Annotated in this window: 27 protein-coding genes; 11 read left to right on the top strand and 16 right to left on the bottom strand. The window is 71.1% G+C overall.

From position 1 onward, the window contains the following. Positions 1-81: 81 nt before the first annotated feature. The 6 genes from ACFT9I_RS23885 to ACFT9I_RS23860 all read right to left on the bottom strand — a co-directional run bounded on the left by ACFT9I_RS23885 (position 82) and on the right by ACFT9I_RS23860 (position 5,811). Complete coding sequence (locus tag ACFT9I_RS23885) at positions 82-945, bottom strand: carbohydrate ABC transporter permease (protein WP_382567256.1); 864 nt, start codon at positions 943-945, stop codon at positions 82-84. Beyond that, positions 942-1,904, bottom strand: a complete 963-nt coding sequence (locus ACFT9I_RS23880; protein WP_382567253.1) for a carbohydrate ABC transporter permease — start codon at positions 1,902-1,904, stop codon at positions 942-944. The genes ACFT9I_RS23885 and ACFT9I_RS23880 overlap by 4 nt, the downstream gene beginning before the upstream one ends. Continuing rightward, on the bottom strand, positions 1,904-3,220 hold the full coding sequence (locus ACFT9I_RS23875; RefSeq protein WP_382567251.1) for an ABC transporter substrate-binding protein: 1,317 nt from the start codon (positions 3,218-3,220) through the stop codon (positions 1,904-1,906). Before ACFT9I_RS23875 ends, ACFT9I_RS23880 begins: the two co-directional genes overlap by 1 nt. 162 nt (positions 3,221-3,382) lie before the next feature. Continuing rightward, on the bottom strand, positions 3,383-4,207 hold the full coding sequence (locus ACFT9I_RS23870) for a FadR/GntR family transcriptional regulator (RefSeq protein WP_382567249.1): 825 nt from the start codon (positions 4,205-4,207) through the stop codon (positions 3,383-3,385). A gap of 127 nt (positions 4,208-4,334) precedes the next feature. Next, positions 4,335-4,778, bottom strand: coding sequence for an SgcJ/EcaC family oxidoreductase (locus ACFT9I_RS23865; RefSeq protein ID WP_382567248.1), 444 nt, complete (start codon positions 4,776-4,778; stop codon positions 4,335-4,337). 64 nt (positions 4,779-4,842) lie between these two features. Beyond that, the gene (locus ACFT9I_RS23860) at positions 4,843-5,811 is read right to left on the bottom strand and encodes a zinc-dependent alcohol dehydrogenase family protein (RefSeq protein ID WP_382567246.1); all 969 of its coding nucleotides are present in this window, start codon (positions 5,809-5,811) and stop codon (positions 4,843-4,845) included. Between the two features lie 90 nt (positions 5,812-5,901). On the opposite strand from ACFT9I_RS23860, the gene ACFT9I_RS23855 reads away from it, so the two are divergent. Then, the gene (locus tag ACFT9I_RS23855; RefSeq protein WP_382567244.1) at positions 5,902-6,537 is read left to right on the top strand and encodes a TetR/AcrR family transcriptional regulator; all 636 of its coding nucleotides are present in this window, start codon (positions 5,902-5,904) and stop codon (positions 6,535-6,537) included. 107 nt (positions 6,538-6,644) lie between these two features. Here the strand turns inward: ACFT9I_RS23855 and ACFT9I_RS23850 are convergent, their stop codons facing one another. The 3 genes from ACFT9I_RS23850 to ACFT9I_RS23840 all read right to left on the bottom strand — a co-directional run bounded on the left by ACFT9I_RS23850 (position 6,645) and on the right by ACFT9I_RS23840 (position 12,113). Then, the gene (locus tag ACFT9I_RS23850) at positions 6,645-7,214 is read right to left on the bottom strand and encodes a DinB family protein (protein ID WP_382567243.1); all 570 of its coding nucleotides are present in this window, start codon (positions 7,212-7,214) and stop codon (positions 6,645-6,647) included. A 119-nt stretch (positions 7,215-7,333) separates the two neighbouring features. Continuing rightward, a complete protein-coding gene (locus tag ACFT9I_RS23845) occupies positions 7,334-11,401 on the bottom strand; it encodes a discoidin domain-containing protein (RefSeq protein WP_382567241.1) in 4,068 nt (1,355 codons plus the stop codon). Positions 11,402-11,573: 172 nt separating this feature from the next. Continuing rightward, positions 11,574-12,113, bottom strand: a complete 540-nt coding sequence (locus tag ACFT9I_RS23840) for a GNAT family N-acetyltransferase (RefSeq protein WP_382567239.1) — start codon at positions 12,111-12,113, stop codon at positions 11,574-11,576. 188 nt (positions 12,114-12,301) lie between these two features. On the opposite strand from ACFT9I_RS23840, the gene ACFT9I_RS23835 reads away from it, so the two are divergent. The 7 genes from ACFT9I_RS23835 to ACFT9I_RS23805 all read left to right on the top strand — a co-directional run bounded on the left by ACFT9I_RS23835 (position 12,302) and on the right by ACFT9I_RS23805 (position 16,471). Beyond that, complete coding sequence (locus ACFT9I_RS23835) at positions 12,302-12,709, top strand: YciI family protein (protein WP_382567238.1); 408 nt, start codon at positions 12,302-12,304, stop codon at positions 12,707-12,709. 8 nt (positions 12,710-12,717) lie between these two features. Next, complete coding sequence (locus tag ACFT9I_RS23830; protein WP_382567321.1) at positions 12,718-13,866, top strand: RNA polymerase sigma factor; 1,149 nt, start codon at positions 12,718-12,720, stop codon at positions 13,864-13,866. Positions 13,867-14,098: 232 nt separating this feature from the next. Continuing rightward, positions 14,099-14,479 (top strand): sortase-dependent protein, encoded by a 381-nt coding sequence (locus ACFT9I_RS23825; protein ID WP_382567236.1) that lies wholly within the window; start codon positions 14,099-14,101, stop codon positions 14,477-14,479. After that, entirely contained in the window at positions 14,476-15,102 is a 627-nt protein-coding gene (locus ACFT9I_RS23820; RefSeq protein ID WP_382567235.1) for a class F sortase, read from the top strand. Before ACFT9I_RS23825 ends, ACFT9I_RS23820 begins: the two co-directional genes overlap by 4 nt. Positions 15,103-15,258: 156 nt before the next feature. Further along, entirely contained in the window at positions 15,259-15,750 is a 492-nt protein-coding gene (locus tag ACFT9I_RS23815; protein WP_382567234.1) for an RNA polymerase sigma factor, read from the top strand. Next, entirely contained in the window at positions 15,734-16,231 is a 498-nt protein-coding gene (locus ACFT9I_RS23810; RefSeq protein ID WP_382567232.1) for a hypothetical protein, read from the top strand. Before ACFT9I_RS23815 ends, ACFT9I_RS23810 begins: the two co-directional genes overlap by 17 nt. Positions 16,232-16,288: 57 nt before the next feature. Next, positions 16,289-16,471, top strand: coding sequence for a hypothetical protein (locus ACFT9I_RS23805; protein WP_382567230.1), 183 nt, complete (start codon positions 16,289-16,291; stop codon positions 16,469-16,471). 84 nt (positions 16,472-16,555) lie between these two features. Here the strand turns inward: ACFT9I_RS23805 and aztD are convergent, their stop codons facing one another. The 4 genes from aztD to aztB are packed head-to-tail and all read right to left on the bottom strand — an operon-like array spanning position 16,556 to position 20,857. Continuing rightward, a complete protein-coding gene (gene aztD / locus ACFT9I_RS23800; RefSeq protein ID WP_382567228.1) occupies positions 16,556-17,752 on the bottom strand; it encodes a zinc metallochaperone AztD in 1,197 nt (398 codons plus the stop codon). 32 nt (positions 17,753-17,784) lie between these two features. Beyond that, positions 17,785-18,726 (bottom strand): zinc ABC transporter substrate-binding protein AztC, encoded by a 942-nt coding sequence (aztC, locus tag ACFT9I_RS23795; RefSeq protein ID WP_382567226.1) that lies wholly within the window; start codon positions 18,724-18,726, stop codon positions 17,785-17,787. Next, positions 18,723-19,982 (bottom strand): hypothetical protein, encoded by a 1,260-nt coding sequence (locus tag ACFT9I_RS23790; RefSeq protein WP_382567224.1) that lies wholly within the window; start codon positions 19,980-19,982, stop codon positions 18,723-18,725. Before ACFT9I_RS23790 ends, aztC begins: the two co-directional genes overlap by 4 nt. After that, positions 19,979-20,857, bottom strand: coding sequence for a zinc ABC transporter permease AztB (gene aztB, locus ACFT9I_RS23785; protein WP_382567222.1), 879 nt, complete (start codon positions 20,855-20,857; stop codon positions 19,979-19,981). The genes ACFT9I_RS23790 and aztB overlap by 4 nt, the downstream gene beginning before the upstream one ends. A 75-nt stretch (positions 20,858-20,932) precedes the next feature. On the opposite strand from aztB, the gene aztA reads away from it, so the two are divergent. Beyond that, complete coding sequence (gene aztA, locus ACFT9I_RS23780) at positions 20,933-21,658, top strand: zinc ABC transporter ATP-binding protein AztA (protein WP_382567221.1); 726 nt, start codon at positions 20,933-20,935, stop codon at positions 21,656-21,658. A gap of 75 nt (positions 21,659-21,733) precedes the next feature. Here aztA and ACFT9I_RS23775 read toward each other — a convergent pair whose 3' ends face one another. Beyond that, complete coding sequence (locus ACFT9I_RS23775; RefSeq protein ID WP_382567220.1) at positions 21,734-22,858, bottom strand: acetate/propionate family kinase; 1,125 nt, start codon at positions 22,856-22,858, stop codon at positions 21,734-21,736. 57 nt (positions 22,859-22,915) lie between these two features. Beyond that, positions 22,916-23,344, bottom strand: coding sequence for a DUF2267 domain-containing protein (locus ACFT9I_RS23770; protein ID WP_382567219.1), 429 nt, complete (start codon positions 23,342-23,344; stop codon positions 22,916-22,918). Positions 23,345-23,626: 282 nt separating this feature from the next. Between ACFT9I_RS23770 and ACFT9I_RS23765 the strand changes: the two genes are divergently transcribed. Then, positions 23,627-24,253 carry an NADPH-dependent F420 reductase gene (locus tag ACFT9I_RS23765; RefSeq protein ID WP_382567216.1) on the top strand — a complete coding sequence of 209 codons (627 nt, stop codon included), beginning with the start codon at positions 23,627-23,629 and terminating at the stop codon, positions 24,251-24,253. Here ACFT9I_RS23765 and ACFT9I_RS23760 read toward each other — a convergent pair. Then, positions 24,199-25,404 (bottom strand): MFS transporter, encoded by a 1,206-nt coding sequence (locus ACFT9I_RS23760; protein WP_382567319.1) that lies wholly within the window; start codon positions 25,402-25,404, stop codon positions 24,199-24,201. The genes ACFT9I_RS23765 and ACFT9I_RS23760 overlap by 55 nt on opposite strands. A 224-nt stretch (positions 25,405-25,628) precedes the next feature. Here ACFT9I_RS23760 and ACFT9I_RS23755 point away from each other — a divergent pair, with 224 nt between their 5' ends. Continuing rightward, positions 25,629-26,609 (top strand): helix-turn-helix domain-containing protein, encoded by a 981-nt coding sequence (locus tag ACFT9I_RS23755; protein WP_382567214.1) that lies wholly within the window; start codon positions 25,629-25,631, stop codon positions 26,607-26,609. The last annotated feature ends 58 nt before the right edge of the window (positions 26,610-26,667 follow it).

The raw sequence follows: 26,667 nt of genomic DNA, 5'->3' as shown, positions 1-26,667 counted from the left end.
TTCCGGATGTCGGGGGCGTGGGGTCGGCCCTGGACCGGTGGTGCGGAGGCCGGGGTGCGGCTTCCGCCGGGCGGCGGCTTGTCAGCCCTTGGAGGCGCCGGAGGTCAGCCCGGCCACCAGGTACTTCTGTCCGATGACGGCGGCCAGTACGACCGGCACGGTGATGAGGGTGGCGGCGGCCATCAGGCCGCCCCAGTCGGTGCTCGCGTAGGAGATGAAGTTGAACAGGGCCACCGGCACCGTCTGGGTCCGGTCGTCGGCGAAGACCAGCGCGAACATGAAGTTGTTCCAGCTGAAGACGAAGGCCAGCAGCGAGGCGGTCGCGGTGCCCGGTGCCGCGAGCGGCAACGAGATGCGCCAGAAGGCGCCGAAGGCGCTCAGCCCGTCGGTGCGGGCGGCCTCCTCCAGTTCGACCGGCAGTCCCGCGAAGAAACTGATCATGATCCACATGATCAGCGGGACGGAGACGAACATATGGCTCAGGATCAGCACGGTGTAGGAGCCGACGAGCCCCATCTGCGCGAACAGGTAGTACCAGGGCACGAGCAGCGAGATCGCCGGGACGATGCGCGCGACGAGGATCAGGGAGCCGGTGCGGTGCATGTTGAACCGGCCCACCGCCCAGGCGGCGGGTACGGCGATGACGGCGGAGAGCACCGTCGATACCAGCCCGATCAGCAGTGAGTTGCCCATCGAGCGCAGGATCTGCCCGTCCTCGACGATGCCCCGGAAGTTGTCCAGGGTGGGGCTGAACCACAGGCCGACGGACGGGTCCGTGACCTGCACGTTGGTCTTGAAGGCCGCGGCGAACATCCACACGATCGGCAGCGCGAAGATCAGCGTCACGACGGCGATGGCGGTGCCGCGCAGCCACGACCAGTTCCTGCGCCTGCGCGCCCGGGGGGTGGCCGGCCGGCGCGCGGCGGGGGAGACGGTGGCACTCATGCGTTCTTCCTTCCGCCCCGGCGGCGCAGCAGCACCACGACACCGATGATGAAGAGCGTGAACAGGACCAGGACGGCGGCGGCCAGTCCGTACTCCTGGTAGTCGAAGGTGAGCCCGTAGGCGTAGACGTTGAGGGTTTCCACCTCGAAGTCCGAACCGCCGCCGGGGCCCTTGGTGGCGTAGAGGATGTCGAAGGTCTTCAGCGCGTCGACGGAACGCAGCACCAGCGCGGCGACGAGCGTCGGCCCGAGCATCGGCAGGATGACGTAGCGGAAACGCTGCCAGCTGTTCGCCCCGTCGACCAGGGCGGCCTCCTCCGGCTCCTCGGGCAGCGTGGTCAGCCCGGCGAGCAGCAGCAGCGTCATCATCGGCGTCCACTGCCATACGTCGATGAGCATCAGGGTCGGCAGCGACTGGCTCACCGAGCCGAGGAACTCCTGCCGGGGCAGGCCGACGGAGGCGAGCAGATGGTTGGCTATGCCGTTGGTCGGGTCGAGGATCAGCAGCCACAGGATGCCGATCGCGACCGGCGTGGTGAGCAGCGGGATGATCAGGACGGTGCGCACCCAGCGCATCCCCCGGAATGCCTTGCGCATCAGCATCGCCAGGGCGAGGCCGAACACCGTCTCCAGCAGCACCGCGCCGACGGTGAAGATCAGGGTGCGGCGGGCGGCCGGCCAGAACCTGCGGGTGTCGCCCAGCGCCTCGGTGAAGTTGCGCAGGCCGATGTGGGCCTTGTCGGCGTTCACCGCGCCGAAGGCGTCGGTCAGGCTGAGGTCGAGCGTGAAGGCCAGCGGGAAGACGATCATCAGGCCGACGAAGAGCAGCGCCGGCGTGAGCATCGCCCACTTCAGCCGCCGGTTGGCCTGCTCGAAGGTGCGCGGCCGGCGTACGCGGGGCGACGGCGTGTCCGGCGGGCGGGCGTCGGTACGGGCCGTGGAGACCTCGGTGGTGGACATCAGGACTCCTTGTGGCGGTTGTCGCGTACGAGGAACTCGGCGAACTCCGCGTCCGCGTCACGCGCGACCGGCGGTACGGACTCGCCGAGGATCCCCGCGACCAGTGGCCGGCCGACGATGTCCCGGGCCCGGCCCACCTGGAGGACCCGGGGCCGGTCGTAGCCGAGGCCGCGTTCCGCGTTGATCCGCATGGCCTCGGCGAGGTCGGGCGGGAAGGAGGCCAGCGTCTTCGGGTCGGACCACACCGAGGAGCGGGCGCCGGGTATGCCGTCCGACTGGAGGGCGGTCGACATCTCGGGACCCGCGGCCCACCTGATGAACTCCCAGGCGTCGTCGCGCAGCAGGGAGAACGCGTTGATGCCCAGACTCCACGAGGGGATGTTGTGCGGCCTGGCACCGGCCGGCCCGGCGGGGAAGGGGGCGAAGCCGATGGTCTCGCCCACCCTGGACACCTTCGGGTCCAGGAAGCTGCTGTAGATCGCGTCCGCGTCTATGTAGAACGCCGCCTTGCCCTGCGCGAAGATCGGCATCGCCTGTTCGAGGCTCATGTTGGTCGCCCCGGGCGGCCCGGCCTTGGCCAGCAGACCGCCGTAGTACTCGTACGCGGCAAGCGCCTCGGGGCTGCCGATGCCGGACTTCCCGCCGACGACGAAGTCACCGCCGTGCGAGTAGAGGAAGCTCGACCACTGGGACACGGCGCCGCTGCGCTGGCCCCGGCCGACATAGCCGTAGAAGCCCTTCTTCCGGTCGGTGAGCCGCTGCGCGGCGTCCATCAGCGCGTCCAGGGTGCTCGGCGGCCCGCCGAGGTCCTCGACCAGGTCCTTGCGGTAGTAGAGCGCGGGGCGCTCGGTCACCACCGGGACGCTCAGTACCTTGCCCGCCGTCATGGACGCCTCGCGCGGGGCCTTCTGGAAGTCCGGCCAGTTGAACTCCGTGTCCCTGACCCGGTCGCTGAGGTCGGCGAGCCAGCCGTTGTGGCCGAAGAGCAGCTGCTCCTGGAGCGCGCGGACCATCATCACGTCCACGTCGGTGCCGGAGGCGTTCAGCTTGACGTTGTAGCTGCTCGCGAGCTGGTCGGCGGTGAGCAGGGTCATGGAGACCCGCCGGCCGATCAGCTCCTCGAATTCCTTGGTACGGCGCTGGATCGCCTGGGACCACACATGGTTGATCGCCATGATCCGCAACGGGGTGTCGGCCGAGGGCTTGGCGCCCCCGGTCGAACAGGCGCTCAGCGCCCCCACCCCGGCGGCCCCCACGACCCCTGCGGCCAGTCTGCCGAAGGCGCGCCGGCTCAGTGGCTGGCTGCTCGTGGACATCCTCGTCCTCGTCTCTCTGCGGTGTCGCGTGGTGCGTGTCGCGTGCCGGTCCCGCCGGCCTGGTCCAACTGGTAGGACCAGTTGGTTCAGACGGGACCGTAACAGCAGAACAGGTATGTCGACCAGCCCCTGAGGAGAAGTTTTGCCGGACCCGTCGGCCGGCTATTCACCCGTTCTGCCGCTGCCCTGGCGCCCTTCGGTCTGGCCCAGCAGCGTCTCGATGTGGTTGCGCGCCATCGTGTCGACCTGCACGTCGAGATCCGGCCCGTACGTACGCAGCCCCAGCATCAGATGCTCCCGCATCCGCTCGCAGGCGAGGTCCACGTCCCGCGCCTCGACCGCCTCGAAGATCTCCGGGTGGTGCGGCACACCGGGCTCACCGATCGACGGATCGGAGTTCGAGCGGAGCATCATCTCGAACATCATCCCGCTGATCGAGGACAGCATGATCCGCAGGACCGGGTTCTTGCTCGCCACCGCGACGGCGTCGTGGAAGTCCATGTCGGCCTGGGCCTTCACGACGACGTCGGTCGCCGACTCCAGGGCGTCCCGGGCGGACCGCATCGCCGCGATGTCCTCGTCCGTGGCCCGCTGGGTCGCCAGCCGGACCATCTCGACCTCCAGCGGGATCCGCGCCTCGATGAGCTGCCGGACGGTGGGGCGCCCCGCCCGGTACAGCGCGTCGTACCCCCTGGCCTGCCCCGAGGACTGTTCACGGACGAAGGAGCCCCGTCCCGGGGCGACTTCGATCAGATGCTGGGCCTCCAGGCGCCTCAGCACCTCGCGTACGACATTCCTGCTGGAACCGAACTGGGCGGCGAGCTCGCGCTCCGAGGGGAGTTTCGTCCCGACGGCGATCTCGCCGGACCTGATGTCGTGTTCCAGCCGACGGGCGATGCGCTCCGTCAGGAGTCCGCGCTGGGCGGGGGCCGCGGCGGGACCCGGCCGCGCGGAACCCGCCGGGGAGGAGGGGGCGGACGGCTGCATGGTCGCAGCGTACAGGCCGGTCGCGGTCGGTACGCGACCCCGGCTCGGCTGCGTACGGCACCCGGCCCGCCCCCGGCCGCCCCGCCCTCCCGCAGGCCACGGCCGGTGCGACGCGGTGTGCGCCGCCCTACCCCTCGGGTGCTGACGCGAGGGCGTCGAGGGCCAGTTGGTGGTCCAGTGAGATCACGCGCGAGTTCTGCAGCGCCACGGCCTGCCAGCCCTCGTCCTGCCACCGGACGGCGAGCAGTTGCATGGAGTCACGGCTCGGCAGCGGTGTGTCCTCGCCCGGCATCACCACACCGACCCGATAGTGCACCACACCCCAGTCGGGCCCGACGACCCGGGCGAACACCACCCGGCCGTCCACCAGGCGTGAGCCCCTCAGCGCGGTGTCGAACAGCGGCTGGTGAAAGGCCACGATCGCGTCGCGTCCCTTGAGGACGGTCCCTTCGAACGCGACGAACTCGGCGTCCTCCGCGAAGTCGGCGGCGAAGGCCGTGGCGTCACCCCGGTTCCAGGCGTCCTCCATCCGCGCGGAGATCGCACCCATCGCTTCGACCGACTGATCCATCGGTGACTCACTTCCCTTGCCGAGACTCCGGTCCGCCGGACGCGGCCCGCCTCCGACCACCCTCTCAAATATGATCAGTCAGTACGATCCTGCCGAACACGTCCCCGGCATCCATCAACTCGTGTGCCAGCGCGGCCTGTTCCAACGGCAGACGGCCGTGCACCACCGTTCGCAGTTCGCCGCGGCCCGCCGCCGCGAACTGCTCGGTCCGTACCGTACGCAGATCGGCCGGGCCCACGGTCGCGGCGCTGAAGGTGGCGAACGACAGCGACCTCTGGAACGCCGCCATCATCCTCATACCGAAGTCCGCCGGCGGCGGGCCTCCGACCGCGCCGACGGCCACCAGGCGACCGTTGCGGCTGAGCTTGTCGAAGAACGAAGGCATGTCCGCACCGGCCACGATGTCGATGATCACGTCGTAGCTCTCCGGAGCGGCCTCCGCCGACTCTCCGGAGCGGTCCAGTACGTGGGTCGCGCCCAGCTCGCGCAGGCGCTCACCGCGCTCGGCCGACGACGTCGTGACGGCGACCGCGCTCGCACCACCACGAGCGGCGAGCTGGACCGTCATGATCCCGATGCTGCCGGCCGCTCCACGTACCAGCACCGACTCGCCGGGAGCGAAGTGGGCATGGGCGAGCCCGAAGTGGGCGACCGCGCCGGAGCTGCCGAGCGTCACCGCGTCGACGGCGGACAGATCCGCGGGCAGCGGAAGAGCCTCCTCGACCGGTACGGCCAGTTGTTCGACGTAACCGCCGCCCCCACCGGTGAAGGCCCATACGCGCCGGCCGAGCCACGACGTGTCGACGCCGGCGCCGACCGCGGTCACCGTGCCCGCCACCTCGCTGCCGGGGATGTGTCCCTCCTGGAAGCCGTAGCCGGCCAGAGCGCCGCTTCGGATCAGGGTGTCGGCGCCGCTGACGCCGATCGCCTCCGTGGCGATCAGCACCTGCCCGGAGGTGGGAGCGGGGGCGGGGAGGTCGATGACTTCCAGACCCTCGGGACCTCCGAACGTCCGGATCGCTACCGCCTTCATGCCGTCTCCTCGCTCCGGGGCCGATCGGGACGGCCCCTCCGCCTCCGGACGGTAACGGACGCCACCGTCCGTTTCGCTAAAGTGAGAGCGATGACCGACCGATTGCCTCAGCCCTTGCGCTCCGACGCCCGGGACAACCGCGACCGCATCCTCGAAGTGGCCCGCGCGCTGTTCGCCGCCGAAGGGCTGAACGTGCCGATGAGGGAGGTCGCCAGGCGCGCCGGGATCGGCCCGGCCACCCTCTACCGCCGCTTCCCGACCAAACAGCTGCTGGTCACGGAAGCCTTCGCGGACGAGGTGCATGCCTGCCGCGCCCTGGTCGAGGAGGGGCTCGCCCACCCGGATCCGTGGCAGGGGTTCTGTCTGGTGATCGAGAAGACCTGTGAGCTGCACGCACGCAACCGGGGCTTCACCGAGACCTTCCTGTCGGCCTTCCCCGGAGCGACGGAAGTCGCCGCGAGCCGCGAGTACACGCTGCGCTCGGTCGCCGAGCTGGCCGGCCGCGCCAAGGAGACCGGGCGCCTGCGCGCCGACTTCGTCCTGGACGATCTGATCGTCATGCTCATGGCCAACAGAGGGATCCATGCCACATCGACGACCGACCAGGTCACGGCCTCCCGGCGGTTCGCCGCGCTCGTGATCCAGGCGTTCCGGGCTTCCCCGGAACACGCGCCGCTACCTCCACCGGCACGGTTGGTGTCCGTGGCGGCACGCAAGGGCCTCTGACGGGCTCGGGCACCGGCTTGACCACCGGCTCGGCCACCGATTTGGCCACCCGTTCGGGTACGCCGGGAGCGTCCGTCACCGCGATCCGGACGAGCCCCCGGCGCCCGTCACTGGCCCACCCTGCCGTCGACGCACTCGCGCAGCAGATCGGCGTGCCCGCAGTGCCGGGCGTACTCGTCGATCCTGTGCACCATCAGCTCCCGAACCGCGATCCGGTCCTTCCCCAGCCGCTCGCCCAGATCGGGGTGCTCGGCCAACGCGGCGTCGGTCGCTGCCTGTTCGCGCGCCAGAGCGGCGTACGCGGCGTCGACCTCGGCCTGTTCGGCGAGGGCCCCGTCGAAGTCCCCGTCAGGGTCGCCGTACAGCTTCGGCAGCGGATCACCCTCGCGGATCCAGTTGTGCCAGTCCCGTTCCACCTCGGCGAGGTGGCGAACCAGACCGAGCAGCGACATCGTCGACGGCGGAACCGACCGGCGGGCCAACTGCTCCGCGTCCAGGCCCTCGCACTTCATCCGCAGGGTCATGCGGTAGCCCGTCAGGAAGTCCACCAGCGTCGCGAGTTCACCCTCCGGACCGGGCCCTTCGCTGTCGCGGGGGTCGTCGTCCGGATCGGCCCACATGTCGGGGTGGACGGTGGCCTGGGTCCAGCGTGCGGGTTGGTCACTCATGCGGGCCATGGTCGTCGGTACGGTCCGAGCCCGCCAGTTCTTTACGCCCGGTGCGCCACCCGTCGTACAGCGGATGTGCCCCGGCCGCGACATCCGTCGCGCCCGGGCACCGTGGTAAGACCTCGCCGTTACGCCCGCACCACCGACTCCGCGCTGTTGTACCCCTCGATCCGCAGCGCCGGGCGCCCCGACCGCAGGGCCTTCGCGGGCCAGCTCAGCGTCACCGTCCGCGACTCACCGGGCAGCAGCCACAGGTAGTTGTCCCCGTACAGCGTCGGCAGCACCCGTCGGCCGTCCTTGGCGTCCAGCAGTGACAGCCGCAGCATCGACGCGACCGCCGCGCCCCGGTTGCGTACCGTCACGGTCATCGTGCGCCGCTCGCCCGACCGGGAGACATGACCGAGGTCGGCGGTGACCTTCACCGGCCTGGCCTTGTTCAGCGCCTGCATGTCGGCCGGTTGGCGGTAGCGCCAGTACGTGTTCTCCGACAGCGACTTGCCGCCGCTGTCCTCCAGGCTCAGCCGCAGGAGATGCAGATCCGGCAGCTCCGCCCCGAAGGCCGCCGTGAACGCGGCGGCGGTGCTCGACGAGGCGACGTCCACCTTCGTACGACGGGTCGAACCGAGTTGGCGGCCGGACAGGTCGTACAGCCGCGCCGTGACGGTGACTCCCTTGAGCCCGCGCGCGGTGTGGTTGACGGCGATGACGTCCCACTTCTGCGGATCCGCCTGCACATGAACGGCCTCGCAGGACTTGCGGGCGCCGTAGTACGTGCCGTTGACGTCGAAGTCGTAGTCGTACGTCTGCCACACCGTGCTGTGCCAGGCCGGGTGGGACATCCACAGCATCAGGCCGCTGGCGTCCTTCCAGAGGTTGGCGTTCCACGCCTCGAACATGGCGCGGGTGTTCTCGTAGTTGACGAACTGCGCCTTGCGCGCGAAGTCGTCCAGGCCCCCGGCCGTGCCCAGCCGTGCCTCGATGGCGGCGCGGTAGTTCTGCGGGGCCTGATTCCCCCGGGTGCTCCAGTCGTGGTAGTACCACGCCTCGCCGATCGGCCACTCCGGTTCGTCGCCGACCAGATTGCGCACACTCTCCGCCGTGGAGACCACGGGCATGCCGATCTCCGTGTGGAAGCCGAAGTGGCCCCCGCCGTAGGTGGAACGGGAGAAGTAGCGCTCCGGCTCCACCCAGCCGTACGGACCGCCGCCGGAGATGATGCCGCCGGCCGAGTTGTTCTGGTAGAAGACGCCCGGCGCCTCCGCCAGGACCGCCTCCCGCATGCCGTCGTCGATCGCGGCGGGCGGGTTGCCCTCGTTGGCACCGCACCACAGGACGACGCTGGGGTGTATGCGGTAGCGGCGTACGGTGTCGCGCGCCAGGGTGTTGAACGCGTCGTGGTCCGGCGGGTCCATGGCCCACGCGTTGGGGAAGTCGTTCCACACGAGCAGCCCGTACTCGTCGCAACTGGCGAAGAACTCCTCGCGGTTGCTGCTGCCGAGCCAGTTGCGGATCATGGTGAAGTTCATGTCCCGGTGCATGCGCACCGCCGTGTCCATCCGCTCGGCGGGCATCCGGCGCAGCAGTTCGTCCCAGCCCCAGTTGCCGCCCCGGCAGAAGACCCGTACACCGTTCACGCTGATCTTCAGCGGCTCCGGGGTGTTGTCGACGGACTTCACGTCCGTCCACGTCCGACCGTCGTCGGAGATCTGGATGACATACGTCTTGGGGTAGGCGGGCTCCCACACGACGACCACCCGGTCGAAGGGGACGGACGCGCCGAGGTCCACCTGGATCCACTGGTTGTCCTCGTAGGCGGAGGACCAGCGGGTGTCGGCCTTGCCGTCGGTGGCGTTGGCGGCCTTGCTGTCGCCGTCCTCCGTGGAGGCGGTGGCCTTCTGGTGCAGGGCGAGGTCGGTGCCCGGCCTCGTACTGTCGATGACCGACAGGCTCCACAGCGAGTTGCCCCAACTGGTCGCCCGCTCACCGCCGTTGAGCCGTACGTAACGGGCCTCGCGGGCGTCGATGTCGACGCTCTGCAGACTGGCGTTGGCGTTCTTGAACGGCAGCGGCACCGCGGAGTTGTCGACCGACTCCGCGTCCGTCCATGTCTCACCGTCGTCGGAGACCTGGACGACGTACGTCTTCGCGTACGCCTGCTCCCACACCAGGTCCACCCGGTCGAAGGAGACGGACGCCCCGAGGTCCACCTGGATCCAGTGGTCGTCCTCGAACGCCGAGGCCCAGCGCGTCTTCGCGTCCCCGTCGGTGACGTTCGCCGCCTCATGTCCCGGCTCGTCCACGGACGAGGCGGTGGCCTTCTTGTGCAGGGCGAGGTCGTTACCCGGCGCGGCGCTGTCGATCACCGACAGACCCCACAGCGAGGAGCCCCATTCGGTGGCGCGCGTCAGACACCGGACCCGTACGTAGCGCGCCTTCCGCGCGCCCAGCTCGACCGTCTGCGTGTACGCGTCGGTCCCGCCGCCGAAGGGCAGCGGCACCGCGTACTCGTAGCCGAACTGCCGGATACCGAAGCGTGTGGTGCGCCGGTCGCTCTCCTTCCCGTCGACGGCGGCGACCAGAGTGAGGTCGTGCAGCGTGGGCTCGCCGTAGCCGTTGGGCCACCACAGCCGGGGGTTGCGTATCCGCAGCTCCTTGTGGTCGGCCGGTGCGAAGACGACGTCGGTGCTCCCGCCGCCCGGCACGGTGACGGTGCGGGAGACCCGTACACCGTCGAACGACGCGGTGACCGTCACGCGCCGCTCGCTGGTGTCGGCGTTGCGCACCGGAACGACGACCGTCACCTCGGCGGTGCCCGTGTCGGGCAGGCCGGGCAGGGCGGTGTCGACGCGCGGGTCGCCGATGACGGCGTGACCGGTCGAACGGAGCCGCACATGGTTCCAGATGCCGGAGACCCGGTCGCGTACGGCCGGCATCCAGTCCCAGCCCGAAGCGGCAAGGTAAGTCGGCGAGTTGCGGTTCATCATGTTGGCGCCGGCGTCCACGAAGGCGAGGCCGGCCTCGCTCTTGTCGCCGGGGCTGCCGGGGAAGGGCATGGGCGTGATCCGTACGGCCAGCGTCTGCTCGCCGTCGGCCGCCAGCAGGGGCGTCACGTCGTGCGCGGACCGGGCGAAGGGATACGTCACGTCGCCGACGCGCTCGCCGTTGAGCCAGATGTCCGCCTGGTGGTTAACCCCGTCGAACTCCAGCCAGACATGGCGCCCGGCGCCGGTGCGCAGACCGTGCGGCAGCCGGAAACCGCGGCGGTACCACCACGAGTGGCGCGACAGCGCCTCCGGGATGTGCAGATTGTTCATGCCCTCGACGGGGTCGGGCAGATGGCCCTGGTCCACCAGCGAGCCGAGGACCGTACCGGGGACGGTCGCGGGCAGCCAGCGGCTGGTGTCGACCTTCGGCCGGGACAGCTCGGCGCCCTCGGCACCGGCCCAGTCGTCCATGGTCAGGGTCCAGCCGGACTCCAGCGGTACGGTGCCGTCCTCGGCGACCTTCAGGGCGGGGGCCTTGTGGTCGTTGGTGCCCCAGTCGGTCCATCCGGTGGCGGCGGGGCGGTGGCCCTTGGCGGAGCCGTACACCTCGAAACCGTTGAGTCCCAGCGGGTTGGCGTTCGAGCGCTTCGTGACCGTCATCCGCACCCAGCGCGCCGTGGTGGCCTTGTCCAGCTTGATCTCGGCCACCCCGCCGGTGCCGGCGGTGGTGCGGTGGACCGTCGTCCAGGTGCGGCGGTCACGGGAGGTCTCGATGGTGAAGGCCACCGCGCAGCTGGACAGGATCTCCTGCCCGGTCGTGTTGTCACGGGGACTGCCGCTGGGGGACGGGGTGAAGACCGGGTCGTCCGCCGTGGCCTCGAAGGTGAGCCGGACGGAGTCGACGGTGCACTCGGCCTGGAGGTCGACGGAGATCCACTGCGGGTCGCCCGCGGCGGCGCGCCAGCCGCTGCCCTTCACGCCGGGGGAGTTGAGCTTGTCCACCACGAACTCGGCGGGGGTGGGCGCGTAGTCGACCGACGACACCTGGACCGGGCGGTACGCGGCGAGTTCGCCCCGGCTGCCGGCGGCGCCCGCGGCGCCGGCGGCGTGGCTCGTTCCGGGAAGTGCGACCCCGAGGCCGAAGCCGGCGAGCAAGGTCGAGCCGGTGGCGACAACTGCCCTGCGGGAAGGGTGAGATGACTGGTTCGGCATGAGTGACGTGATCCATTTCAGGCGAGCCCTCAAGAGCAAACGGCCTGCACAGGCCGTTTGACAACGTTGCCATAGGCTGTAATTCGCCACGGGTTCTGTCAAGAGCCAGGACATTTCCCGCAGTCGGGGGATGGCGGTCGGGACCGCCTCCCGGGGACCGTCGAGGTTCGGTCTACGCCCTCGGCGGGCGCACCATGAAGACGTCGATCGGGTCCTGGGCCGCCACCACGAAACCGTGGCGCTCGTAGAGCCGACGGGCGGCGCTGCCCCGCAGGACGTTCAGACTCACGGCCACGCCTCGCGCGTCCGTCCGCTCCAGCACCGTGCGCAGGACGGCGGATCCGAGGCCTCGGCCCTGACAGTGCGGAGCGAGATAGAAGTGCTCCAGCCACTGGCTGCCCTGTCCGTTCTCGGCCGGCCGGACCGTGACGCATCCGACGAGTTCGCGTCCGCCGAGTTCGCGGTCGATCAGGATGATCGACGTGTGCCGCGTGGAGAAGGAGTCCCGCAGCCGTTGCCTCACCCGGTGCTCGTCGTAGCGGCCGAGGCGCTCCAGGTCCGGGCGCATGACCGTGGCCCGCAGCTCCGCGATCACCTCGATGTCGGCCGCCGACGCGGCACGCAGCGTCCAGTCCGTGCCGTGCGCCGACCCGGTCCGTACCGGCAGCGCCACGTCCGATCGCGCCCCGCTTCCGGTCGACCCGTCATCCATGGCCGGAGTATCTCAGTCCGTGCGCAGGGGCCGACGGGCGCCCGCACCTGCGGGGATGTGCCCCGGCGGGCGGGCTCGTTCACGAAAGCCGAAAGAATCTTGGACCAAGATGTCGAGAACCCGTGGCCGGCTCCGTCCCCGCAGTGAACGCGACCACAATGGTCCCACCAGCACCGAGGAGAAACACCATGGCCAAGTACCTGCTGCTCAAGCACTACCGAGGCGCCCCGGCCGCCGTCAACGACGTCCCCATGGACCGGTGGACGCCCGAGGAGATCTCGGCCCACATGGGGTACATGAACGACTTCGCCGCCCGGCTCGTGGAGACCGGCGAGTTCGTCGACAGCCAGGCGCTCGCCCCCGAGGGGACGTTCGTGCGGTACGACGGCGAGGGGCGCCCGCCGGTCACCGACGGACCGTTCGCGGAGACCAAGGACGTCATCGCCGGCTGGATGGTGATCGACGTCGACAGCTACGAGCGCGCCGTCGAGCTGGCCGGGGAACTGTCCGCCGCCCCCGGGGCGGGCGGCAAGCCGATCCACGAGTGGCTCGAACTGCGCCCGTTCCTGGGCGCGTCGCACACCATCACCGAGTGACCTCTCAGATGAACGAGGTCCTGCTCCGGAGCCTCACGCCGAGCGTGCTCGGGATCCTCGTCCGCCGCGGAGCCGACTTCGCGGCGGCCGAGGACGCCGTACAGGAAGCGCTGATCGAGGCGGTCCGCGGCTGGCCCGCCGATCCGCCGGAGGATCCGAAGGGCTGGCTGGTCACGGTGGCCTGGCGCAAATTCCTCGACGCGACCCGGGCGGACGCCGCCCGCCGTCGGCGCGAGGACCGCGTGGACCGCGTGGACGAGGACCCGGCGCCCGGCCCCGCGCCCGAGGTGGACGACACGCTCCAGCTCTACTTCCTGTGCGCCCACCCGTCGCTGACGCCCTCGTCCGCGGTCGCCCTCACGCTGCGCGCCGTCGGCGGGCTGACCACCCGCCAGATCGCCCAGGCCTACCTGGTGCCCGAGGCGACCATGGCGCAGCGCATCAGCCGGGCCAAGCGCACCGTGTCCGGCGTACGGTTCGACCGGCCCGGCGACGTCGCCACGGTGCTGCGCGTCCTCTACCTGGTCTTCAACGAGGGCTACTCCGGCGACGTCGACCTCGCCGCCGAGGCCATCCGGCTCACCCGGCAGCTCTCGGCCGCGATCGACCACCCCGAGGTGGCGGGGCTGCTCGCCCTCATGCTGCTCCACCACGCCCGGCGCGCCGCCCGGACCGCGCCCGACGGCAGACTGGTGCCGCTCGCCGAGCAGGACCGAGGCCTGTGGGACACCGCGGCGATCGCCGAGGGCGTCGCGATCCTGCAGGCGGCCCTCGCCCGCGACCGGCTGGGCGAGTTCCAGGCCCAGGCCGCCGTCGCGGCACTCCACGCCGACGCGCCCGCCGCCGAGGAGACCGACTGGGTGCAGATCGTCGAGTGGTACGACGAACTCGCGCGCCTGACCGACAACCCGGTCGTCCGGCTCAACCGCGCGGTGGCCGTCGGTGAGGCCGACGGACCGCGCGCCGGCCTCGCGGCGCTCGCGGCACTGGACGACTCGCTGCCCCGCCACGCGGCGGTGGCGGCCTACCTCCACGAGCGTGACGGCGATCTGGCGACGGCGGCGCGGCTGTACGCCGAGGCGGCCCGGAAGGCGCCCAACCTCGCCGAGCGCGACCACCTGACACGCCAGGCCGCCCGGCTCAACGCCCGCCGGTGACGGTGACGGTGACGCTGCCGGGTCGTGCGGTGCGGTCATCCGCCGGGCGCTGAGCGCCCGGCGACCTGGCGGCCGCGTACCGCTCACCCGCCCCGCGTACGCCCTGCTGGACCCCTCTCGCGACTTTGCCATTCCTTTACAACCCGTCCCGTCGCTGCCTCGTCTCTCCCTCCGATCTGCAAGCCCCGCCCGTCGAGTCCCCGGGCAGGCGGACGACGAAAGAGAGCGATTCATGCGCCGAACTGTCCTCAGTGCCATGGCACTCGCGAGCACCGCCGTACTGGCGAGCGCGCTGCCCGCGTTCGCCGACGACGCGGCCCCGAGCAAGGCCCCCAGCACCCGCCCGTCCGTTTCGGCCACGCCCTCCGCCGCTCCCGGCGACGCCTCGTCGGAGCCGACCGCCACCCAGGCTCCGAGCGACGCGCCCGCCCCGGCCAAGACTCCCGGCCAGGTCGCCGTCGTACCGGAGGGGGCGCCCGACACCGGAGTGGCTTCCACGTCCACACAGTCCGGGTTGGCCGACGGCGCGCTGATCGGCACGGGCGCCGCGGCCCTGTTCGCCGGCGGTGCGGCGGTCTTCGTCGTACGCCGTCGGCGAGCGACCGGGGCGTGACCCCGCTCTCCAGGCGCGCCTTCACCGCCGGCGCGCTGGCCTCGCTGCTCGTGGGCTGTGGCGGCCCCGATGCCGACCGGGCCGCGAACGAGGATCGCGACGGCGGTACGCCACCGCCCGCGCCGCCCGCCGACAAAGCGACGGGGGACGGGAAGGCTCTCGGGCGTTCCGTCCCGGTCGGACTCCAGATCCCCGCCATCGAGGTCGACACGCCCGTCATGCGGCTGGGGCTGGCATCGGACGGCACCATGCAGGTGCCCCCGATCACGGCGGACGACCGCGCGGGCTGGTACCGGCACTCGCCGACGCCGGGTCAGGTGGGCCCGTCGGTGATCGTCGGCCATGTGACGGTCGGTACTCACGGCGACGGGGTCTTCCGGCATCTCGCGCGGCTGCGCCGGGGCGACCGGATCACGGCGCGTCTGGAGAACGGCACGGCGGCGGTGTTCGCCGTCAGCGCCGTACAGAAGATCGCGAAGGCGGACTTCCCGGCGGACGACGTCTACGGGGATGTGGACCGTCCGGAGCTGCGGCTCATCACCTGCGGCGGCCGGCTTACCGGTGACGGCTACGTCGACAACGTCATCGTTTTCGCCTCGATGACGTCCGCGAGCAGCGACTGACCGACCCACCGTCCCGGATACGGATCCGGATCCGGATACGGATACGGATGCCGACGCGATGTGGATCCCGGGCCGAGGGAACGTACGCCCCCGGTCCGGGCTCCTCCCCTATGAGCCCCACGACCCCCCGCAGTGCGGCCACGACCATGGAGAGCGTTGAAACGGTCCCGCGACAAGGCAGCGTCCGACCTGTTCGCCGCCCTCTACCCGCGCCTCGCCGGCTGGTGCCGCCGTCTGGTCGACGACGACGAGACGGCCCACGAGATCGCCTCGGAGGCGTTCACCCGGCTCTGGTCCCGGTGGACATCCGTGCAGGAGCCGCGCGGCTTCCTGTACGTCACCGCGGCCAACCTCGTCCGGGACCACTGGCGCAAACTGGAGCGCGAACGCAAGGCCATGCGCCGTATCACCTCGGAGGCCGCTGTCAGCCCGCACATCGAGCAGGCGGATCCGTCCGTACGGCTGCTCGTACAGTCGCTGCCGGAACGACTGCGCGTCCCGATCCTGCTGCACTACTACGCCGACATGCCGATCCGGGAGGTGTCCGTGCTGACCGGACGCAAGGAAGGAACCGTCAAGGCCGACCTCCACGCGGCCCGCGAACTGCTCCGCGCCCATTTGAGGAGAAGCCTTGACCACACGCGCTGACGACGGGCCCGAGTTCGACCCCGACGACCCCTTGGCCGTGATCCTGCGACCGCCGTCCGACTGCCTCGGTCCGCCGCCGCGCCGTTACGAGACGATCCGCCGTAGCGCCTCCCGCCGTCGGCTGCTCCGAGCCGCGGCCGGGGTCGGCCTGTCGTGCGCCGCCGCCGCTCTTGTCGCGCTGCCGTTCCACCTCGCGACGACGTCCGACGGCCCCGCGCCCCCGACGGTGCCTCTCGCCCCACCGCCCGCGAGCAGTTACTCGCCGGAGCCCACGGCACCACCGTCGCCCGGCGTCGTCACCCCCAGCCCGAGCGGAAGCACCGAGCCGGGGGAGTTTCCCACCCCGAGCGACCGCGAACCCGGGACCGCCGTCCCCAGCGACGCGCCGATGCCGCAACCCGGCGGGGTCTCCGTCGGACCGTCCGCGGTCCAGAGCGGGACCGCCCCGACGGACGCGGCACCCGAGAAGTACCGGCCGTAGCCCGCGATCCCCGGCCGGTCAGCTGCGGAGCCTGACGCCCACGAAGGTCGGCGCGTTGTGGGTCTTGGCGTACCGGCGCGCGTCGACCTGCCGGGCCTCCTCGGTGGCCCGCGGCTCCACCAGCGCTTCCAGTACGAACCCGGCGCCGAGGAGTTCGCCGAGGAACCGCCCTTTCGCGTGGACCTGGACGCGGGAGTGGTACGCATCCGCCGCAGCGGGCAGGACGAGCGGCGGCCGTGAAGCAGCACCCGGAAGGGCGCGTCGCGGCGACGCGCCCTTCCGGGGCGGCCCGTTCGTTCGGTTCGGCTACCGCCCGAGGTCGGATCAGTGCCCCTTCACACCGCTCAACTCGTTCGGGGACTTGGGCAGTTCCGTAGAGGCCAGCCGTTCGCCGGACTCGATGTCGATCGCCAGGAGCTTCCTGCTCGACGGGTCGGACACGTACGCGGTGTGGTCGCGCACGAACAGCGCCGGTCGCGGCTGTTGCCAGTCCAGCGGCTCCTGCCAGGAACCGAGCGCGGAGATCCGCTTGGTGATCCTGCCCGTCGCCGGGTCGATGACGTGGATCCTGCCGTCGGTGCCGAGGACGAGTGCCTCACCGTGCGGGCCGCGGGCCAGCGAACGGAAGGTGTAGCTCGTGCCGAGGTCGACGAGCCGCATCCTGCCCGACTCCGTGTCGATCAGCGACACCTGCTCCGGGCGCTCCAACTCGGCGTCCTTGTCCTTCTTGTAGTCGCCGAGGACGACCGGCGACTCGTCCGACCCCGCCTGGTTGCCGATCCGGCCGTACGGCGTAGGGCTCTTGACCTTCTTGATCGCGCCGTCCCGGTAGACGAGGACGCCGTCCTCGCAGCCGATGACGACCGCCTCGTCCTCCGCCGTGGCCTCGCCGTGGACGCCGGGGCACTTCTCGCTCCGTGTGATCTCCTCGCGGTCCTTGTCGAGCACGGTGATACCGATCCGCTTCTCCTCCGTGCCGAGGGTGGTCACCAACTCGCCGTTCGCCAGTTGGATGGCGACCCCGTGGTGCGGGGCGGCGGAGTCGTACGTCGTGATCTTCGGCCGGGCGTCGCCCAGTTCCTCGGGGTCGAAGACGGTGACCTCGCCGGTGCCGTCCGAGAAGAGGACGGTCCTGCCCGCGTGGCGCACCACGTGGCCCGGCTTGGGGCCCTTGAACTCGACGTCCGTGAGCCGCCGGCCGACCGCGTCCATGACCCGGAAGCCCGTCGCGGTCGAGACCATCACATGACGGTCGTCGCCCGCCGGGTTGACCCGGTTGAACCCCTTCAGGGGTATGTCCTCGGCGACTTTCAGCGTCGCGCCGTCCAGTACGTACAGGCCCCCGTCGTACGTCGCGACGATCGGGTCCTTGACCGGTGTCGCCGACGTGTCCGACGCGTCCGACGACTTCTCCGCCGCGGCTTCCGACGCGTCGCCGCCGCCACACGCGGTGAGCGTGACGCAGGCCGTGAGCAGGGCGGTGAGGGCGATCGTCGCCCGGGGGCGTGCTCGGTGTTTCATTACGCGGTTTTCCTCTCGTGGGTCATTCCGGGTCATTCGGTGCCCAGGCCCATCGATATGGACCCGGTGTTGGCGCGCATCATTTCCAGATAGGTGGCCGCGCCTTTTCCTTTCTCGGTGAGGGATTCGGAGAACAACGGCACGACATCGACGTCGATTCGGCTCTCGCGCTTCAGTACCTGGGCCAGCCGGTCCGGCTGGGAAGAATCGGCGAAGACAGCTCTCACACCCGCCTTCTCGACGGCGGTGGCCAGGGCCTTGAGATCCGAGGCGCTCGGCGACGCGAGGGTCGTGCCGCTCGGGATGACGGCGCCCACGATCCGGAATCCGAAACGCTGCGCCAGATAGCCGAAGACATGGTGGTTGGTCACCAACTGGCGGTTCCGCACGGGTATTTCGTCGAACGTCGTCCGCATCCAGGAGCTGAGTTCGGCGACTTTCGCCCCGTACGCCGACGCGTTCTTCTCGACAGCCTTCTTGTCGACACCCCGCACGTGCTCGACGACCTGATCCGCGATGAGGCCGACGGCCCGGCGGACCCGCTCGGGGTCGGTCCAGAAGTGCGGATCCGGTTCGTCCGCGCTCTCGCCCGACGCATAGGCGATCGGGTCGACGGCGTCCCCGACGGCCAGCGTGGCGACGCCGGTCTCCTTCGCGGCTTCGACATGCCGCAGGACGTTCTCCTCAAGCCCGAGCCCGTTGTGGACGACGAGATCGGCCCGTTCGAGGGAGGCCGCCTGGGGAGCGGACACGCCGAAGGAGTGCGGATCGGCGCCGGCCCGCATCAGCACCGTCACATCGGCCTCTTCACCGACGATGTTGCGGGTGATGTCACCGAGGATGTTCGTGGTGACGACCACGGTGGGACGGTCCGCACCGTTCGCCGTACAGCCACCGACACTTAGCGCCAACGCGCAGAGCAGGGAAAGGAGAAGAGGCCGGAGGATAGGCAGGGGGAGGGGCCGAGTCGTCATCGTCCCGTCTCCACCATGTGCGTCGGGGCGAAGTCGAGCGGGAAGGTCCGGGCGAGCCGTAGACCGTCGTTGTAGTCGATCTCGTAGACCTTCTCCGCGGTGGCGTCATTGACGTACGCGCGCGAGGTGTCGACCTCGATGACGGCGGAAGCGGCGCCCTTCGGAAGGAGTTGCGTGCGGGCGACGCGCTTCTTGGTGGCGATGTCGTACGCGGTGAGGGCGCCGTCCTCCCCGAGTACGAGCAACGGCGCACCCTCCCCGGCGGTGTTGGCGGCGACGACCGGGCCGGTCTCCATCCGCGTCCACGTCCGGTCGGTGACGTCCAGGACCCAGACCGCCTCGTCGCCGGACGTGGCCGCGAGAGTCGTACTGCCCGCCCGGTGACGGAAGTCGACGGCCCGCCCGCCGGCGCTCACGGCCCTGCCGTAGGGGATCTTCACGGCGGTGAACGTGCCCTTGTCCTCGCTCACCAGCAGAGCGCCGTCGGCGCAGCCGAACACCACGCCCCGTCGGGTGACGGCCTCGCCGCGCGCCTCGGCGCACGGTTTGTCCATCGAGGCCACAACTGCCCCGTCCCGAGAGCGGACTTCCACGGTCTCCCGCTCGGCCCCCGCCGATGCGACCAACAGGTGTTCCTCGTAGGGGACGACAGCTCCGGTGTCCGCTCCGTCGCCGGCCCCGCCCAGTGCCCGGCCGCGTGGGACGGTGCCGTTCTCCAGCTTCTTCCGGTCGAACAGTTCGGTGTCGCCCTGTGCGGACGACACCGCGGTGACGGCCGGGTCGCTGTGTATATGAGCGGCGTCGGGTCCGCCGATCGGGCCGAGTTGGCGGATCCCGGCCCGGTAGTAGTGCACGTGATCGCCGTGGTCCACCGTCCAGGTGCCGGAGTCGACGGCGTACGTCGCGTCGCCGGCGCGCAGGTAGGCGAACCGGCCGTCGGCGCGCAGCCCCCGGATGCCGTCGATTCGCTTCAACGGTGTGATGTCCTCGCTGATCAGGTCGAGAACGCCGACCGCGCCGGTGCCCGCGTCGGCCAGTACGAGACGGGACTGCTGCTCGGAGGTCTCCTCGGCCCCCTCGACGTACCCGTGAGGCGCTGACGAGGTGCGCGGTTTCGAGGTGGGCCGCTGCCCGCCGCTGTCGTTCTGGCAGCCCACGAGGCCGGTGAGCAGCAGCCCCGCGCCGACGAGTGCGGCGCAGGACAGGGCGGCAGGGGCGGTGGTGGTTCGGTTCTGCTGGATCGCTCTGGGTGTCATGACGGATGTCCGTATTCCATGTGCGGGCGGTCGGCCGTGGGTGTGGTGGTGGACCGCGTCCACCGGTGACGGAGGCCGGCGATCAGGGTGGAGAGCAGGAACTGGAGGACCGCCGTCGCGGCGATCGTCGCCCCGGCGGCGGTGCCGAGATGCCACGACAGCAACAGGCCGATGAACGTCGCGCTCATCCCGAGACAGGCGGCCCCGGCCATCACCGTCGGGATCCGTCGGGCCCACGGCAGCACCGCCGCGGGCGGCGCGATCAGCAGACCGAAGACCAACAGCGTTCCCACGATGTGGAACGACGCGACGATCGCGAGGGTGAGCAGAGTGAGCAGTGCCGAGTGCGCGGCGCGCGGCCTCAACCCCAGGGTGTGCGCCTTGCGTTCGTCGAAGGCGAGCGCGACGAACGGCCGGTGGCCGAGTACGGAGATCACCAGCGCCACGCCCAACGCGCCTGTGAGATAGGCGAGATCGGCCGGGCGGACCGCGAGCACATCACCGAAGAGGAAGCCGGTCAGATCGACGGCGAACGACTCCGAACCGGAGACGATGATCACGCCCAGCGACAGCATTCCCACGAACAGCAGCCCGATGCTGGTGTCCTGGGACAGCCGCGGCGACCGGCCGACAAGGCTGACACCGGCGGCCATGACCGCCGCGCTCACGGCCGCGCCGACGAGCAGATTGCCTCCCAGCAGGGAGGCCAGCGCGATGCCGGGGAGCATGCCGTGCGACATGGCGTCCCCGAAGAACGCCATGCCTCGGAGCACGACCCAGGTGCCCGCCAGGGCGCAGATCAGCGACACGAGGATGCCGCCCCACAGGGCGCGTTGCACAAAGGTCACCTCGAAGGGACCCACCAGCCATTCCATGGAACGGGACACTACAATGAAAATGATTATCGTTTCAATCTAGCTAAGGGGAGTGCTCCGAAGATGCGGCGACAAATGGGACGACAGACAGGACGGCGGCCAGGGCGGCAGATAGGGCTCGACGAGGTGTCGGCCGGCTATGCGAACCGTTCGGTGCTGAGCCAACTCACCGCGTGCGTACCGGCGTTCACCACGACCGCCGTTGTCGGTCCGAACGGTTCGGGCAAGTCCACGCTGCTCGCCGTGATGGCCGGTGTGATCCCGGTGACGGCGGGAACGATGGAGCACCGGACCGACCGGCGCGCGGCTTTCGTTGTGCAGCGCAGCCGGGCCGCCGACACGCTGCCGATGACCGTGCGGGACACCGTGGCCATGGCGAGATGGGAGCGCCGTGGGCTGTGGAGGCGGCTGTCGCGGTGCGACCGGGACGTCGTGGAGCTGAGCATGGAGCGGCTCGGCATCACCTCTCTCGCCGATCGGCAGTTGGGGGAGCTGTCCGGCGGTCAGCGTCAACGAGCGCTTGTGGCGCAGGGGTTGGCCCAGGAGGCCGATCTGCTCCTGCTCGACGAGCCCACCACCGGACTCGACACGGCGGCGCAGAGCCTGATCGCCGACGTCCTGGCCGAGGTCACGGCGGAAGGGGGCACCGTCGTCCTCGCGACGCACGATCTGACGGCGGCCCGGGCGGCGGGGCATGTCCTGCTGCTCCAGGAGGGGCGCTTGTGGGGAGAGGGGACTCCCGGCGAGACGCTGACCGACCGGGTCGTCGAGGAGGTCTGGCGGCTGCCCCGACGTGTCTGAACCGACCCTGAAGGGTTACGGGTTACGTAATCCGCGGTTCGGCGTCCAGCGGTTCGGCGTTCGGCGTTCAGCGGTTCAGTGGGCGCGCAGGAGCCTGCGTGTCTCCTTGTCGATCTGGCGTGCTTCCCCCGTGGGCACCACGACCACCGGGACCGCCGCCTCCGGGGCGCTGACCAGCTGGGCGGGGGCGTCGTCGTCCGTTTCGGGCACCCGCAGGCCGCCGGTGACGCCGAGGATCCCGAGGCCCGCGCAGATCTCCTCGCGTACCTCCGGCTGGTCCTCGCCGATCTCGCCGGTGAACACGAGCGCGTCGACGCGGTCCAGGGAAGCCGCCATCGCCGCGATGCCGCGACGGCAGTGGTGGGTGAAGACGTCCAGCGCCAGGGCGGCCCGCTCGTCGCCGGCCCCGCGGTCGCGTACCAGGTCACGAGTGTCGCCGGAGGTCCCGGACAGGGCCAGCAGTCCCGAGCGGTGGTTCAGGGCGTCGTCGATGTCCTGCGCGGACAGGCCGTGCCGCGTCTGCAGCCAGGTCAGGGCGCCCGGGTCGACGGCGCCGCTGCGACGGCTCATCACCAGGCCGTCCAGCGGGGTGAAACCCATGGTGGTGTCGACGCTCGTGCCGTCGCGTACGGCGCACGCCGAGCAGCCGCCGCCGAGATGGGCGATGACGATCCGCAGCCTCTTCGGTCGCCGCCGGAGCAGCTCGGCCGTACGGGCCAGTGCCCAGGCGTAGGACAGGCCGTGGAAGCCGTAGCGCCGTACGCCGAACTCGCCGCGCCATGTCTCGGGCACGGCGAATTCCCGGGCGGCGGGGGGCAGACCGGTGTGGAAGACGGTGTCGAAGCAGGCGACGTGCGGCACGTTGGGCAGCAGCTCACGGGCCGCGTCGAGTACACGGAGTGCCGGTGGGACATGTGAGGGGGCCAGATCGGCCGTGCGCTGAAGGGCGTCCCGCACGTCGTCGTCGACCAGGGTGTGCCGCCGCAGTTCCGGACCGCCGTGCACGATGCGGTGCCCGACCGCCGTGGGGGCCGGCGCGTATCTGAGCAGTTCCCGGAGCTGCCCCGACATGTTGTCGCCCGGCGCGGACGTGTCGTCGTACGAGGCGAGCGCCGTGCCGTCGTTCGCGAAGACGGTCAGGTGCACGCTGGACGACCCGGCGTCCGCCACCAGCACGGGTTCATGCTCACGATCGGCCACGACATGCCCTTCCTCTCGGCTCTTGGCTGCCCGCTCCCGGGGCTCCTGGGGCGTGCGTCAGCCCAGGTCGCCGGTGGCGCGGCCCGCGGGCAGCAGCGCGCCGATGTCGACGGGCAGCGCGGCGGCGATCTTGTTCATCAGCTCGGGTGCGAGAGCGGCGTCCAGCACCTCAAGCACGGCGGCCGACTCGCGGAGCGCGGCATCCTCCGTGGTGCCCGCGCGGTCCGCGACCCGCCCCGTGAAGGCGATCAGGTCGAACCGCTCGCCGGAGCCCGTGTCCCGCCCATCCGCCGCGGCGAATTCCGCCGGCAGCCGCAGACAGGCGGCCAGCTCCGGCGGAAGCTGCGCGGCCACATGGTCGGCGAGCCCGGCCGGCAGCCGTTCGCCCAGCGTCCGGAGCACGGCCTGGGTCGCCCGCTCGGTGGATCCACGGTCCGGCAGCTGGGCGAGCGCCTGAATCTTGCCGACCATCTCGTCGTGGTGCATGGCGTGCTCCTCTCCGGACGCCACGGATCCCGGCGCCCGTCCCCGGTACGGCGTACGGGCCGCGAAACGGGGGTGTCGACCAGGCCCCGCACGGCAGCCACCCACGGGCGGACGCCGTGGGCGAATGGTGCGCATCGGCCGTGGCCCGCAGCCTCAGGGTGAGTCCGGGCCCGCGTTCCGGCAAGTTTGGGGCGCCGTCATTCGGCTACCCATGGAGGCGATCGGCGCCGGCGGGCCGACGCGTCCACCACCACCCACGACCGCGCAGGCAGGAGAGGCACCATGCGTATCGGAATCATCGGAGCGGGCCACATCGGCTCGACGCTCGCCCGGCACTTCGCCGGAATCGGCCACGAGGTCGCTCTCGCCAACTCGCGCGGCCCCGAGACGCTCACGGAGCTGGTCGAGGGAATCGACGGTCCCGTTCGGGCGGTCGACGCGGCGGAGGCGGCCTGGTTCGGCCAGGTGGTCGTGGTGTCGATTCCGTACGGGCGCGTCGGCGAGCTGCCCGCCGCCGAGCTGCGCGACAAGGTCGTCATCGACACCTGCAACTATTACCCGGCACGCGACGGCCACGAGCCCGACCTGGACGACGACTCCACCACCTCCAGCGAGAAGGTCCGGGCCCTGACGGACTCGAACCTGGTCAAGGCGTTCAACGCCATCAACTGGCAGACCCTGCGCGGCCGCGGCCGCCCCAAGGGCGACCCGGCACGCCTGGCCATCCCGATCTCCGGCGACGACGAGGAGGCCGTGGCCGTGGTGGCCGGTCTGATCCGCGACATCGGCTTCGACCCGGTGAACGCCGGCCACCTCGGCGGGGGAGGACGCAAGCACCAGCCCGGCTCCGACGCCTACGTCGTGGAGCTGTCCGCCCACGAGCTGGACGCCCGGCTGCACCCCTCCTGAGACGCCGCCTCGGAGCGCGGGCGCGGACCCTTGCGGACGTACAGCGTCCTCAGGTGACGTACGAGCGCGACCGCCGCGAGCAGCGCCACGAGCGCGCACACCCCCCGCCACCCGGCCCGGCCGTAGGTCTGCACCCCGAGCCAGGAGCCGGCGCTGCCGCCGAGGTAGGTACACGTCATGTACGCCGTGTTGAGCCTGCTGCGGGCATCGGGGCGCAAGGCCAGGACCCGGGCCTGGTTGGCCACCATGCCCGACTGCATCGCGACGTCGAGCACCAGCGTCCCGACGACCAGGGCGGTCAGCCCCGCCGTACCGCCCCGGTCGCCCGGTACGAGGAGCGCGGCCGAGACCAGGACCCCGAGCAGACAGACGAGGCTCACCGGGTCCGGCCCCCGGCGGTCCACCAGCCGGCCGGCCAGCGGGGTGCAGACCATCGTCGCCGCGCCGATCAGGGCGAGCACCCCGACCGCCTGCCCGCCCATGCCGTAGGCCGGGCCGCTGAGGAGAAGCGCCACGCAGGTCCAGACGGCGGAGAAGCCGGCGAAGACGGTCGCCTGGTAGAGGCAGGAGCGGCGCAGCTCGGGTTCCGTACGCAGCAGCCGTACCGACGCGGCGAGGAGCGCCGGATACGGCTCCCGCGAGGACGGTGCCGTGGTCGGCAGCGTGTGGGCCAGGACCACGGCGAGCAGCAGTACCAGGACGGCGGCCACCAGATACGGAGCACGCCACCCCAGCCACTCGCCGAGCGACCCGCTGAAGGTGCGGGCCAGCAGCATGCCGCCGATCGAACCGCTCAGCAACGTGCCCATCACCGCCCCGCGACGCTCGGGCGCCACCAGCCCCGCCGCCAGTGGCGCGATGATCTGGGCGGCCACCGAGGTGACGCCGACGAGCGCGCCCGCGGCGACCAGCGGCGGCAGCGCGGGCGCGCAGCCCGCCACGAGCAGGCCGACGCCGGTGAGCGCGAGCAGCGTGACGAGGAACGGACGGTGCGGGAGCCGGTCGCCGAGCGGCACCAGCAGGAAGATGCCGGCCGTGTAGCCGACCTGGGTGGCGGTCACCACGAGCGCGGCGGACTCGGGGGAGGCGTCGAGACCGGCGGCGATCAGTGGGCCGATCGCCTGCGGGAAGTAGATGTTGCCCACGGCCATGCCGCAGGTGACGGCGAGGATCAGGACCGTACGACGGTTCAGCTCGGCAGCCACCTCAGTCGACCGGCCCGCCGGTGACGTCCCCGCTGGTGTCCGCGCCCACGGCCGTCGCCGGTGCCGTGGGTTGTCCGTGCGCCGTGCCGCCCCGCCCGTTCGCTGTTGATGTCATGCGGGCAGTCCACGGCATCGCCACCCGGCGGCCAACAGATGTAGCGTATGGCTAAATGATCCACTACGAGCTCGGCGTCGAGGACCTGGCGGACACCCGGTTCGCGCTCTCGCCCCTGCACGAGACGGTGTGCAGCCTGCGGGTGCTGCGCGATCCCGGGCTGTCGGCGCTGCACCTGCCGTGGCGCAGATCGGTGCTCGAAAGCCTGGGCGGGGCGGCACTCGATACCGACCTGCTGATGTCCCTGGTCGGTGACCGGCTGACCCTCCCCGATTTCCTGACCCCGCGCCCGACGACGTTCGCCCCGTCCTTCGACGAGGAGCTGGCCGTCGTACGGCGGACCTCGCCCGCCCTGGTCCGCCGTGACCTGACGGCCGTCCACGCGCCCGGCCCGCTCCCCGACGCCCTGCGGGACGGCACCGCCGCCGACGACGCGCCCGTCGCCGCACTCCGCGACGCGCTCTGCGCGCTCCTGCGGGAGTACTGGCACCTCGCGGTCGAGCCCGCGTGGACGCGGATGCGACTGCTGCTGGAAGCCGACATGACCTACCGCGCACGGCAGTTGGCCGTGGGCGGCGCGCGCCTGCTGTTCGCCGACATGCATCCGAATCTCCGCTGGCGGGACGGCGTCCTGCGCATCGACAAGATGATCAGCCGGTACCACGCCGCGGCATCCGGCCGGGGACTGCTGCTGGTGCCGTCCGCCTTCGCCCACAAGCCGGCGCCGCCGGTCAGCGCCGAGGAGCCGCCGCTGCTGGTCTATCCCAGCCGGGGCGTGGCCACGCTCTGGACCCCGGCGCCCACCGCCGACGCAACCGCTCTCGTCTCGCTCCTGGGCGCGTCGCGCGCACGGCTGCTCGACCTCCTCGGCGAACCGCTGCCTACGATCGAGATCGCCCGCCGTTTCCGGGTGACTCCGAGTGCCGTCTCCCAGCATCTGCGGGTGCTGCACGCGACCGGGCTGGTGACCAGGGCGCGCGACGGTCGTCAGGTCCTGTACCGCCGCAGTCCGCTCGGTGACCGGCTGACTGGCTGACCAGTGATGATCCGCTGTCCGGCCCACGAGCTGGGCCGCCCCCGGCCGAGGCCCTTCG

The organism is Streptomyces sp. NPDC057137 (assembly GCF_042670825.1).
GTDB lineage: Bacteria > Actinomycetota > Actinomycetes > Streptomycetales > Streptomycetaceae > Streptomyces.
The sequence above is the reverse complement of the archived record's forward strand: the minus strand, read 5'-3'. Positions and strand labels throughout refer to the sequence as shown.